Source organism: Pseudomonas sp. AIG (assembly GCF_977020205.1).
In genome coordinates, this window is record NZ_CDROCK010000022.1 from 25,498 (window position 1) to 37,290 (window position 11,793).

The following is an 11,793-nucleotide window of genomic DNA, read 5'->3' on the forward strand; positions in this document are numbered from 1 at the left end:
GGCGGACCACGGCTTTGCAATTTATTCAAAAAACGTGGTCTGTCCCCGTTTCCCGCCTTCCCAGTTTTACCAGTTTTATCGGAGCCTGAGCCATTTGAAATTGAACATTCATTTCCCTGACAACCTCATCTCCGATGACTTGCTCAGGCAGCAACGGATTCCCTGCCTATGCAAGGTTTCAACGCAGTTCAAAATTTTCTTCTCGGATACGGTCCCTGAATCATCCGGGATCGTATCGGGCTGGAATCGTGAGGATCTGGAGCGACGGGCGGTTGCCGGGGCGGGTGGTCAATACACCCACTATGCAAACAGTCTGATTACCTTAAGCAACATTAGCGAAGGCCTTTACCAGATCATCGATCTTGAAATGTTCTACCGAAGCTTTGGTTGGTGCGCTGTTTTCCGAGATGGACAATACGCACCCGCCGGAAATTTCTGGGACGATGAGCCCACGTAAAACCAAACGCCCCGAACTCTATCGGGGCGTTTTCATTTATCGGGCCGAGCCAGCAAAGTGTTTACCGAAACGCCGGCACCACATCCCTGATGAACAACTCCAGTGACTTCTTCTTCTCCTCATGCGGCAAGCTGTTGTCACACCAGAAACTGAACTCGTCCACCCCCAGTTCCTGGTAGTACTTGATCCGCGGAATGATCTCCTCCGGCGTACCAATCATCGCCGTCTTGTGCAAACTCTCCAGTTCAAACTCCGGACGCCCGGCAAACTTCTCTTCCGGGCTCGGTGCGAGGAAGCCATTGACCGGGGTCTGCTTGTTGCCGAACCACGCATCGAAGGTGCGATAGAAACGTGAGATCGCTTTCGCGCCGACTTTCCAACCGTCCGGGTCATCAGCGGTGTGCACGTGAGTGTGACGCAGCACCATCAGTTGCGGGCGTGGCACGTCGGGGTTGTTATCCAGTGCAGTCTGGAACTTGTTCTTCAGGTCGAGTACTTCTTCGTCGCCCTTCATCAGCGGCGTGACCATGACGTTGCAGCCGTTGGCCACGGCGAAGTTGTGTGAATCAGGGTCGCGGGCGGCGATCCACATTGGCGGGTTGGGCTTTTGAATTGGTTTTGGCACGCTGGTGGACGTGGGGAATTTCCAGATGTCGCCGTCGTGGGCGTAGTCGCCTTGCCACAGGGCGCGGACCACCGGGACCATTTCGCGCAATGCCTGGCCACCGCTGGAGGCTGGCATGCCGCCGGCCATGCGATCGAATTCAACCTGATAAGCGCCACGGGCCAGGCCGACTTCCATACGGCCGTTGCTGATGACGTCGAGCAACGCGCATTCACCGGCGACGCGCAACGGGTGCCAGAACGGAGCGATGATGGTGCCGGCGCCGAGGTGGATGGTGGTGGTTTTCGCCGCGAGGTAGGCGAGCAATGGCATCGGGCTCGGCGAGATGGTGTATTCCATGGCGTGGTGTTCGCCGATCCACACGGTGCTGAAACCGCCGGCCTCGGCCATCAGGGTCAGTTCGGTGAGGTCTTCGAACAGTTGGCGGTGGCTGACGCTTTCGTCCCAGCGTTCCATGTGGATGAACAGGGAAAATTTCATGACGCTTCCTCGGATCTTTTGTTGTTGAGGCTACATGTGGGAGCGGGCTTGCTCGCGATGGCGGTGTGTCAAAAAACACATCGACATCGGAAAAATCTCTATCGCGAGCAGGCTCACTCCTACAGTTGATTTGTGCGGGGCTGACGATCAGGCCACGACGGGCAGGGCGCCCATCTTGCCGTGGCAGTACACCAGCGGCCCGGCGATTTGCTCGGGGACGATCAGGTTCTTCACCGCGCCGACCATGATGGCGTGGTCGCCGCCTTCGTATTCGCGCCACAGCTCACATTCGATGATAGCCGTTGCGTTGGCGAGGATCGGGTTACCCAGTTCGCTCAAGGTCCATTCGATGCCTTGCGCCTTGTCCTTGCCTTTGCGGGCGAAGGCGTAGGCTTCGCTTTGCTGGCCGCCGGACAGAACGTGAATGGCAAAGCGCTTGTTCTTGATCAGCACCGGGTAGGAATCAGAACTGTAGTTGGGGCAGAACAGCACCAGCGCCGGGTCCATCGACAGCGAGCTGAATGCACTGGCGGTCAGGCCGACGATCTGCCCGTCATCGTCCAGGGTGGTGATAACGGTTACGCCGGACGGGAACGAGCCCATGACTTGTTTGTAGATGGCGGCATCGATCATTGGTCGGTCCTCGGGTGTTGTGACGCTGTTTTTATGTGTTTGTTGGTCTGATGGTATACCAGTATTCGATCTTTGCAAGGGCTTTTAAGCTGAACCGATAAACGTGCCGCGTTCGTCGGAAACTCAGCATTTACGGGGCTTTGGGCTGGGCTGCAGGCCACGGTTTCAGCGAGGATGGCGTATCAGCTGGCGTCGTAAACTACGGATCAGTCTTGTGAATTGTTTGGAATACCATAATATGGTCTGCATCTGAGGGGCGACCAAAGCGTCCCCCCGGTTTGGCTTCATACAACGATAAGAACAGACAAACTCGAGTTCATGCATATGTCCCAGATGTCCCGGCAAGATCCGTTGATCGAGAACCATACGGTCGACTACGTCCCACTCGCGGAACGCCACGGGAAGGCCCGCGACCTATTCACTCTCTGGTTCAGCACCAACATTGCGCCACTGCCCATCGTCACCGGCGCCATGGTGGTTCAGGTGTTCCATCTCGATTTGCTCTGGGGGCTGCTGGCGATTGCGCTGGGGCACATGATCGGCGGCGTGGTGATTGCCCTGGCGTCGGCGCAAGGCCCGCGCATGGGCATTCCGCAAATGGTCCAGAGTCGCGGCCAGTTCGGCCGTTATGGCGCGCTGTTGATCGTGTTTTTTGCGGCGATCATCTACATCGGTTTCTTCATTTCCAACATCGTGCTGGCCGGTAAATCCATCGTCGGCATTGCGCCGTCGGTGCCGGCGCCGTTGAGCATACTGATCGGTGCACTGGCGGCCACAGCGATTGGCGTGATCGGCTACAACTTCATCCACACGCTGAATCGCATCGGTACCTGGGTGATGGGCAGCGCGTTGTTGGCCGGTTTCATTTATATCTTTGCCCATGATCTGCCGGCGGACTTCCTCACTCGCGGCAGTTTCAACTTGTCCGGCTGGCTGGCGACGGTGTCGCTGGGGATCATTTGGCAGATCAGCTTCTCGCCGTACGTGTCCGATTACTCGCGTTACCTGCCAGCGGATATCGGCATTGCCAAGCCGTTCTGGGCGACTTATCTGGGCGCGACGCTGGGCACGATTCTGTCGTTCAGTTTCGGCGCGGTTGCCGTGCTGGCGACCCCGGAAGGCACCGAAGCGATGGTCGCGGTCAAGCAATCGACCGGTTGGCTCGGGCCGATTCTGATGGTGCTGTTTCTGCTCAATATCATCAGCCACAACGCGCTGAATCTGTATGGCGCGGTGCTCTCGATCATCACCTCGATCCAGACTTTCGCCAGCCAATGGACACCAAGCATCAAGGTGCGCGTGGTGTTGTCGAGCGTGGTGCTGGCGGGTTGCTGCGTGGTTGCGCTGGGTGCGTCGTCGGATTTCATTTCCGAGTTCATCGGTTTGATTCTGGCGTTGCTGCTGGTGCTGGTGCCGTGGGCGTCGATCAACCTGATCGACTTCTACCTTATCAAGCGCGGCTGCTACGACATCAGCTCGATCTTCCGCGCCGATGGCGGGGTCTACGGGCGCTTCAACCTGCACGCGATCATCGCTTACTTTATTGGCATCATCGTGCAGTTGCCGTTCGCCAATACTTCGCTGTACGTCGGGCCTTACGCCAATCTGGTCGAGGGCGCAGATTTGTCCTGGCTGGTCGGTCTGGTGGTCACCGTTCCGCTGTATTACTGCCTGGCGACACGTGGGCAGACTGAGCGGAGCAGGGCGGCCAGGCTGGGTTACACCGACTGAGCTGATCCGTTTCCCGACAATGCCCGGCCAAGTGCCGGGCATTGTCGTTTCCGCATCCCGACGGTCAATCAAATTGGCCACATCGATCCCCTTTTGGCCCATCCCCCACTGTGCTCCAGCTACGCTGTCAGCAAGAATCAAAACCACAACAAGACGCTCGACCCTTTTTACCCTTGGCTACCTTTACAGCCGCTGCCGTGTACAGAACATAAAAACCATCGAACTCACGCTGCCTTCTGGGGAACAACCATGGTCACGATGAAACGCATTCTGGGTGCCACTGTGTGTGGGCTGTCGCTGTTGGCCGGCGCGGTCCAGGCTGAGCAACGCGAACTGCGCGTGTACAACTGGGCGGACTACATCCTGCCGTCCGTGCCCAAGGATTTCGCTGCAAAAAGCGGCATCAAAGTGACCTGGGACACCTTCGACACCAACGAATCCCTGGAAGCCAAGTTGCTGACCGGCAACTCCGGTTACGACCTGGTGGTGCCGTCAAACCAGTTCCTCGAAACGCAGATCAAGGCTGGCGTGTTCCAGAAACTCGACAAGTCGAAACTGCCGAACTGGAGCCACCAGGATCCGGAACTGCTGAAACTGCTGGGCAAGAACGATCCGGGCAACCAGTACGGCGTGCCTTACATGGTCGGCACCGTGCTGATCGGCTTCAACCCGGCCAAGGTCAAGGCTGCACTGGGCGACAACGCGCCGGTCGACAGCTGGGATCTGGTGTTCAAACCGGAGAACATGGAAAAGCTCAAATCCTGCGGCGTGGCGATGCTCGATTCGCCGACGGAAATCCTCCCGCTGGCTCTGCATTATCTGGGCCTCGATCCGAACAGCCAGAACCCCGCCGACTATGAAAAGGCCAAGGAGCTGATGCTCAAGGTTCGTCCGTACGTGACCTACTTCAATTCGGCCAAATACATGACCGACATTGCCAACGGTGACATCTGCGTGGCCATCGGTTACTCCGGCAGCTTCTACCAGTTCGGCAACCGCGCCAAAGAGGCCGGCAACGGTGTGGTGGTCGACTGGCGCTTGCCGAAGGAAGGCGCGCCGATCTGGTTCGACACCTTCGCCATTCCGAAAAGCGCGAAGAACGTCACCGAGGCGCACGAATTCCTCAACAACCTGCTCGACCCGAAGGTGATCGCGCCGATCAGCGACTTCCTCGGCTACCCGAATGCGAACAAGGATTCGATGCCGCTGATCAACAAGGAAATCACCGACAACCCGAACCTGACGCCGACCCCGGAAGCGCTGAAAAACCTCTACGTTGTGCAGCCGTTGTCGCAGAAACTTGAGCGTGTGCGTACACGGGTGTGGACCAGCATCAAGTCCGATAAATAACTATCGGCCAAATGAAATCCCTGTGGGAGCGAGCTTGCTCGCGAAGGCGTCGGATCATTCAGCATCATCGTTGAATGACACAGCGCTTTCGCGAGCAAGCTCGCTCCCACAGGTTTATGTAGGGTGTCATTCAGTGCGGCGTTCGGCATCTTTGGTCATCACCAGACTCAGCAAAACCGAACTTAGAATCACCCCACCCACCACCGCCAACGACCACTCCACCGGCATGTGCAGCCACGGCATCAACACCATCTTGCCGCCGATAAACACCAGCACAATCGCCAGCCCATACTTGAGCAGATGAAAGCGGTCCGCCATATCTGCCAGCAGAAAATACAGCGCGCGCAGGCCCATGATCGCGAAGATATTCGATGTGAAGACGATGAACGGGTCAGTGGTCACGGCGAAGATCGCCGGAATACTGTCCACCGCGAACATCAAGTCACTGGCCTCGATCAGCACCAGCACCAGAAACATCGGCGTGGCCCAGCGCACGCCGTTTTGCAGGACGAAAAACCGTTCGCCATGAAACCCGCTGGTGATGCGCATATGCCCGCGCACCCAGCGCAGCAACGGATTCTTGTCCAGATCCGGTTGCTGCTCGGCAAACACCAGCATCTTGATCCCGGTGAAGATCAAAAACACACCGAACGCATACAGCAGCCATTCGAACTGCGACACCAGCCACACCCCGGCAAAAATCATCACCGCGCGCATTACGATCGCCCCGAGCACGCCGTACAGCAGCACCCGTCGCTGCAATTCGGGCGGCACGGCGAAGTAGCTGAAGATCATCACGAAAACGAACATGTTGTCGATCGACAGCGACTGCTCGATCAGATAACCGGTGAGGAATTCGAGGGTTTTCTCCCGGGCGATTTCTGCGCCGAACGCGCCGTGCAGATACCACCAGAGTAGAGCGGCGAAACTCAGCGCCAGCAAACACCAGGCGATGACCCAGGACAAGGCTTCGCGAACCGACACCCGATGCGCCTTGCGCCCACCGAAGACGAACAGGTCCAATGCCAGCATGGCAAGCACGAAGACGATGAAGGCGCCCCACATCCACGGTTCGCCGATATTGATGTTTGTGGCTGGCATGTCACGCTCCCTGTCTATTCTTGGATTGGGGTCAGACGAGGCCATGCTAGCGACGACTTTGCGGCAAAGAAAAATCGTTTATTTCTGCGCAACAGTTCGATAAAAACGAACTATCCGCCCTCGTTGACAGCTCGGGCACTTTTTACGGAGCAATGTTTTCAACGATGAATACCGACATTCTCGAACCTCAAGCGGTGTGCAGTCCGATCACCAGCAGCGCGATTTTCATCGTTGCGACGCTGAATGCCGGGCCGGAAGCCGCGCAAACCGTGAAAGATTGGTGCGGCGATGTCGCCGGGCTGGTGCGTTCGGTCGGCAAGCGCGTACCGACCGGCAATCTGACCTGCATCTGCGGCTTTTCCTCGAACGCCTGGGATCGCCTGTTCGGCAGTCCACGACCAGCGTCACTGCATGGTTTTCGCGAGTTTGGCGGGGAAGGGCGGCACGCGCCGGCAACCCCGGGCGATCTGCTGCTGCACATTCGCGCCGATCAAATGGACCTGTGTTTTGAACTGGCCACGCAGATCATGGCGGTCCTCGGCGATGCAGTGACCGTGGTCGACGAAGTGCAAGGTTTCCGCTATTTCGACATGCGCAGCATCATCGGTTTTGTCGATGGCACGGAAAATCCGGTCGGGCGTAAAGCGGTCAATTTCACCATCGTCGGTGATGAAGACCCGGATTTCAGCGGCGGCAGTTACGTGCTGGTGCAGAAATACCTGCACAACATGACCGCATGGAACGGCTTGAGTGTTGAAGCGCAGGAACGCGTCATTGGTCGCACCAAGCTGTCCGATATCGAACTGGATGATGCGGTCAAACCGAGCAATTCACACAGTGCGCTGACCACCATCACCAACGCTGCCGGCGAGGAAGTGAAAATCCTCCGTGACAACATGCCGTTCGGCCGGCCGGGAGCCGGGGAGTTCGGCACCTTCTTCATCGGCTACGCGCGCTCGCCGGAGCCGATGGAGCAGATGCTGGAAAACATGTTTGTCGGCAAGCCGCCGGGTAATTACGACAAGTTGTTGGATTTCAGCACGGCCGTCACTGGCAGCCTGTATTTCGTTCCTTCAGCCGATTTGCTGGAAGCATTGGCGGATAAATGAAGAAGCCCAGTAAAAGGGTTATAGGAACTCGGTGGCTTGGAGGGCAAGTTTACCGTTAACTATGTGTTTGTTGCCCAAGTGTAAAATTTCATAATCGAAATTTGCCTCAACGAATGTCTTATCGCCATTTTGCTCGATAGATAGTTTGCCTTTAACGCCTTCATATAAAAAACCACCTGTAACAAAACCTACCGAAATTCCCGAAGAATCCTCGATACGGTATTTACCGTTTTTCAACGTGGCGGGAATAAAGATATGGAGCTGATCCAAGGTTGCTCCATTCGTTCTGCGCCCGATGATGCTGATGGTGTCCGGCGTGAAAGAGCGATAGGTATGTTGGGTGGCTTTGAAGTCACCGAAGGTACCAAGTGGCGGGGTAATGGTCGCCTGGAAATGATTGTTGTCTGTGGTGGTGGCATATTTTGTAGAAGGTAGCGGTTGCAGGGATTTGTCGAGGTCGAGTTGAGTGTAGAATTTTTGGTCACTCATGACATGAACTCCTGATTGAGAGTAGTTGATCTCACCGTTGAACAGAGCCTTGCAGGCTCTTCAGTTAATCAGGACGCTACGTGTTGCCTGCAGATAGAACAACTGACAGATCTGTCAGTTGGCAACTTTTAAACAATGTGGTAGCCGGGTTTTATTTTTCAATTGCAAAAGCGTAAGGCGTTCATTTATTTACAGAAGTCTTTTGCCATTCAACGGAAAAACTCTCCCGGCGTTTCACCAAACTGCTGACGAAACGCCGCAATAAACGCCGACGTCGAGTCGTAACCACAGGCCAGCGCAACATCGGTAACGCGTTCACCTTTTTCCAGCGGCGTCAGCGCGCCGAGCAGGCGCAAGCGCTGGCGCCAGGCACGGAAGGTCAGGCCGGTGTCGCGCAAAAACAGGCGCGTAAGGGTCTTTTCGGTGACGTCGAACTTTTCGCTCCAGTGGCTCAGCGTGGTTTGCTGTTCAGGATGTTGTTCCAGGCTCTGGTAGATCTGCTTTAAGCGGGCGTCTTGCGGCAGCGGCAGCATCAAGTCGATCTGCGGCGCTTCGGCCAGTTGATCGAGGATGACCTGGGCGAGGCGTCCATGCGGGCCGCTCTGGTCGTATTCCACCGGAACCTGACTGAACGCGCGGATCAGTTCCCTGAGCAGGTCGCTGACACCGAGCACGTGGCAGCGCTCGAGCGCCCATCCGGCAACGCTGCAATCAATGTACAGGCTGCGCATTTCCGTGTGCGGCGAGCTGAATACCCGATGCGGCACGCCCGCCGGGATCCACACGGCGCGCTCCGGCGGGGCGACGAAGCGGCCGACGCTGGTCTGGATTTCCAGCACACCTTGAATCGCATAGGACAACTGCACCCACGGGTGGCTGTGGCGTCGGGTCAGGGCGCGATTGGGCAGCGATTCGGTGCGGCCGTAGAGTGGACGCGGCAGGCTGGGCAGCCCGGGAATGCTGCGGCGCACGCTTTTGTCATGTCCTTTAGGCGGCATCTTGTGGCTCTTCGGCGTTAGTCGGTAATTGGCAGTCACGTTAGAGTCGTCGGCACGCACTGGCAACCCCCGGATGAACCGACCATGACTCGCCCTCGTTTTTTGCCCGACAACTTCACCCTGACGCTGATCGGTGTCGTGCTGCTGGCCAGTTTCCTGCCGGCCAGCGGCCAGGTCGCCGTCGGCTTCGGCTGGCTGACCAACATCGCCATCGCGCTGCTGTTTTTCCTGCATGGCGCCAAACTGTCCCGCGAATCGATCATCGCCGGCGCCGGCCACTGGCGCCTGCATCTGCTGGTGTTCGGCCTGACGTTTGTGCTTTTCCCGTTACTTGGCCTGGCGCTGAAACCGCTGCTGTCACCGCTGATCGGCGACAAGCTGTACATGGGCATGCTTTACCTGTGTGCACTGCCGGCCACGGTGCAGTCGGCAATCGCGTTCACCTCGCTGGCGCGGGGTAATATTCCGGCGGCGATCTGCAGCGCGGCGGCATCGAGCCTGTTCGGGATTTTCCTCACGCCGCTGCTGGTGACGTTGCTGCTCGATGTCCACGGTGATGGTGGTTCGACGCTGGATGCAATTCTTAAAATCAGCGTGCAATTGCTTCTGCCATTCATTGCCGGGCAGATCGCACGGCGCTGGATCGGCGCGTGGGTCGGACGCAACAAGAACTGGCTGAAGTTCGTCGATCAAGGTTCGATTCTGTTGGTGGTCTACGGCGCGTTCAGTGAGGCGGTCAACGAAGGTATCTGGCATCAGATTCCCGTCGTCGATCTGCTGGGATTGGTGGTGGTCTGCTGCATTCTGCTGGCGCTGGTGTTGCTGGCGTCGACGTTGCTGGGCAAGGCCTTCGGCTTCAGCCAGGAAGACCGCATCACCATTCTGTTCTGCGGCTCGAAAAAGAGTCTGGCCACCGGCGTGCCGATGGCACAGGTGTTGTTTGCCGGCAGCACGATTGGCGTGTTGATTCTGCCGCTGATGCTGTTTCATCAGATTCAGTTGATGGTCTGTGCGGTGCTCGCTCAGCGCTACGCCAAGCGCGCCGAGTCGGTACCCGAGTTGATGGCGCAGGTTGATCCGTGATATTGACCGATCATGTGATTCTCAGAGCGCCGCGCTCAGATGGCCTCGACAGGCTATTCGACATTTATGGTTATCCGGAAACACGTCAGTTTTCGGCTGACTGATTTTTGTCAGGACTACGTTTCAACTCAGACAGGGCTCGCAGCATTTTTCCAGTCTTTCATCATGGTACGATTCGGCGTTTTTTACGGAAATTCAACTGAAGGTTCCATTATGGATAATGAAAATGGCGTGATCTCCGCTTTTGTAGATAATCTGAGAGATCTGGCGGAAGAGTGCGGAGCAATCTTCAAGCATTATCCAACGGGTGGTGCTGATAGAAAAGTATTGGGTGATGTTGTATTCACAAATTCAATGAATTATAGCTTGGTTGAGTTCAAGGATTCCCTGTCGAGCAATAAATCTGAAGAAAGGAAGACTTTACGCGTATACCCGGTTTGTGAGTCACTTTATGAGAACTCGCGTATGCGGAGTCTTCACTATAAGTGCCATTTTTTTGCTGGGGATGATATCGATGGTTCGCAGACCTTCTATGTCTACCGGGACGCGGTATGTAATACGCAAGTATTGCCAGGATTCTTCGGAGAGCGATTGAAGTGTTTGGGTAGTGAATGTGATCCAAGCAAAAAAATTGAATTGTATGATTATGCCGTTGATCTGTTCTCCGACGGTTCTCTGTATGCATTGCCGGTCAAAGAGTTTGATGAGTATCTTAATATGCTTGTCAGCGTCACGACGAAGGGTAAAAAAGGAAGTAAAATTTGTTTGATAGCTGCACGGCGAGACGAGAAAAACAAATGTTTTTCCAAACGTTTTGACAGTGTCGGTGAACTGCATGAATGGTTTCAGAAAGTGGTTCTGAAGATCACAAAAACCAATAGCCCAGGTAGTGGGCAAACAGATGCGTCAGGTTCGAAGCCGAAATCCAATCCGCTAAAACCTTCAAAATCAGGTGGTAGTGGCGGCGGGGACGGCCCGAGCTGAGGGGCTACAATTGGTCCGGAGCGTTAGATCATATTTCTCTCTGGACGAACCAAGGTCCAAAAAATCACTGGTAAATCACTCGGTTCAAATACACAAGCGCTAATCTCCCCCCGAATATCTCACCGCCGCCGCAGCCCGCGAGGGCACGTTCAGCGTGCGCAACAGTGAGGACACATGAATCCGCACCGTGAACGGTGAAATATCCAGTTCGCGGGCGATTTCCTTGTTGGTCTTGCCTTGGGCGATCAAGCGCAGCACGTCCTGCTGACGGGGCGTGAGGGCGGCGCCGGTTTCCAGCGGCAACAGCCCGGACGGCGCAAACTTCACCAGCACTTCACCTTCACGAATCGCCAGAATCGCCTGACCGATTTCATCGGGGGCGATGTTTTTGCCGATAAAGCCGTCGATACCGGCGGCCATCACTTCATTGATCAGTGCTTGATCATCGACCATCGACACTACGATCAATGTCGTTCGCGGCAAGCGTCGACGCAGCTCGGCGAGCTGGCTGACGCAGGTCAGGCCGGGGAATCTGAGATCGAGAATCAGCGTGTCCGGCTCGTCACCCAAAGGCAACAGCGCCAGTACGGCGTCGAGATCGCCCGCTTCTTCGATAACGGCTTCGGGCAGCAACCGCTGTACCGTGCGCAGCATCGCTTCGCGAAACAGCGGGTGATCGTCGGCTATGATAATTCGACAGTTCATGGCATGACCCTCCCTGGGTCAGGCGTTACTCGAGGCTTGCACCTTAGC

Annotated in this window: 12 protein-coding genes; 6 read left to right on the top strand and 6 right to left on the bottom strand. The window is 56.3% G+C overall.

Going from position 1 to position 11,793, the window contains the following annotated elements:
* Window positions 1-94: 94 nt before the first annotated feature.
* Entirely contained in the window at window positions 95-457 is a 363-nt protein-coding gene (locus ACWR1S_RS14305; RefSeq protein WP_454563949.1) for a hypothetical protein, read from the top strand.
* A 61-nt stretch (window positions 458-518) separates the two neighbouring features.
* Here the strand turns inward: ACWR1S_RS14305 and ACWR1S_RS14310 are convergent, their stop codons facing one another.
* Together ACWR1S_RS14310 and ACWR1S_RS14315 are read right to left on the bottom strand one after the other, a co-directional pair.
* The gene (locus ACWR1S_RS14310) at window positions 519-1,562 is read right to left on the bottom strand and encodes an LLM class flavin-dependent oxidoreductase (protein ID WP_454563950.1); all 1,044 of its coding nucleotides are present in this window, start codon (window positions 1,560-1,562) and stop codon (window positions 519-521) included.
* Between the two features lie 147 nt (window positions 1,563-1,709).
* Window positions 1,710-2,195 carry a flavin reductase family protein gene (locus ACWR1S_RS14315; protein ID WP_454563951.1) on the bottom strand — a complete coding sequence of 162 codons (486 nt, stop codon included), beginning with the start codon at window positions 2,193-2,195 and terminating at the stop codon, window positions 1,710-1,712.
* Window positions 2,196-2,519: 324 nt separating this feature from the next.
* Between ACWR1S_RS14315 and ACWR1S_RS14320 the strand changes: the two genes are divergently transcribed.
* Both ACWR1S_RS14320 and ACWR1S_RS14325 read left to right on the top strand, forming a co-directional pair.
* A complete protein-coding gene (locus ACWR1S_RS14320; RefSeq protein ID WP_454563952.1) occupies window positions 2,520-3,926 on the top strand; it encodes a purine-cytosine permease family protein in 1,407 nt (468 codons plus the stop codon).
* A 249-nt stretch (window positions 3,927-4,175) separates the two neighbouring features.
* Entirely contained in the window at window positions 4,176-5,276 is a 1,101-nt protein-coding gene (locus ACWR1S_RS14325; RefSeq protein WP_454563953.1) for a polyamine ABC transporter substrate-binding protein, read from the top strand.
* Window positions 5,277-5,402: 126 nt separating this feature from the next.
* On the opposite strand, the gene ACWR1S_RS14330 is transcribed toward ACWR1S_RS14325, so the two are convergent.
* Complete coding sequence (locus tag ACWR1S_RS14330; RefSeq protein ID WP_454563954.1) at window positions 5,403-6,377, bottom strand: TerC family protein; 975 nt, start codon at window positions 6,375-6,377, stop codon at window positions 5,403-5,405.
* A gap of 164 nt (window positions 6,378-6,541) precedes the next feature.
* Here ACWR1S_RS14330 and ACWR1S_RS14335 point away from each other — a divergent pair, with 164 nt between their 5' ends.
* Complete coding sequence (locus ACWR1S_RS14335) at window positions 6,542-7,486, top strand: Dyp-type peroxidase (protein ID WP_454563955.1); 945 nt, start codon at window positions 6,542-6,544, stop codon at window positions 7,484-7,486.
* A gap of 18 nt (window positions 7,487-7,504) precedes the next feature.
* On the opposite strand, the gene ACWR1S_RS14340 is transcribed toward ACWR1S_RS14335, so the two are convergent.
* Together ACWR1S_RS14340 and ACWR1S_RS14345 are read right to left on the bottom strand one after the other, a co-directional pair.
* Window positions 7,505-7,975, bottom strand: a complete 471-nt coding sequence (locus ACWR1S_RS14340) for a hypothetical protein (protein WP_137218152.1) — start codon at window positions 7,973-7,975, stop codon at window positions 7,505-7,507.
* 209 nt (window positions 7,976-8,184) lie between these two features.
* Complete coding sequence (locus ACWR1S_RS14345) at window positions 8,185-8,973, bottom strand: AraC family transcriptional regulator (protein WP_454563956.1); 789 nt, start codon at window positions 8,971-8,973, stop codon at window positions 8,185-8,187.
* Window positions 8,974-9,057: 84 nt separating this feature from the next.
* On the opposite strand from ACWR1S_RS14345, the gene ACWR1S_RS14350 reads away from it, so the two are divergent.
* Together ACWR1S_RS14350 and ACWR1S_RS14355 are read left to right on the top strand one after the other, a co-directional pair.
* On the top strand, window positions 9,058-10,056 hold the full coding sequence (locus tag ACWR1S_RS14350) for a bile acid:sodium symporter family protein (protein WP_454563957.1): 999 nt from the start codon (window positions 9,058-9,060) through the stop codon (window positions 10,054-10,056).
* A 213-nt stretch (window positions 10,057-10,269) separates the two neighbouring features.
* A complete protein-coding gene (locus ACWR1S_RS14355) occupies window positions 10,270-11,040 on the top strand; it encodes a hypothetical protein (protein WP_454563958.1) in 771 nt (256 codons plus the stop codon).
* Between the two features lie 99 nt (window positions 11,041-11,139).
* Here the strand turns inward: ACWR1S_RS14355 and ACWR1S_RS14360 are convergent, their stop codons facing one another.
* Complete coding sequence (locus tag ACWR1S_RS14360; protein WP_454563959.1) at window positions 11,140-11,745, bottom strand: LuxR C-terminal-related transcriptional regulator; 606 nt, start codon at window positions 11,743-11,745, stop codon at window positions 11,140-11,142.
* Window positions 11,746-11,793: the final 48 nt, after the last annotated feature.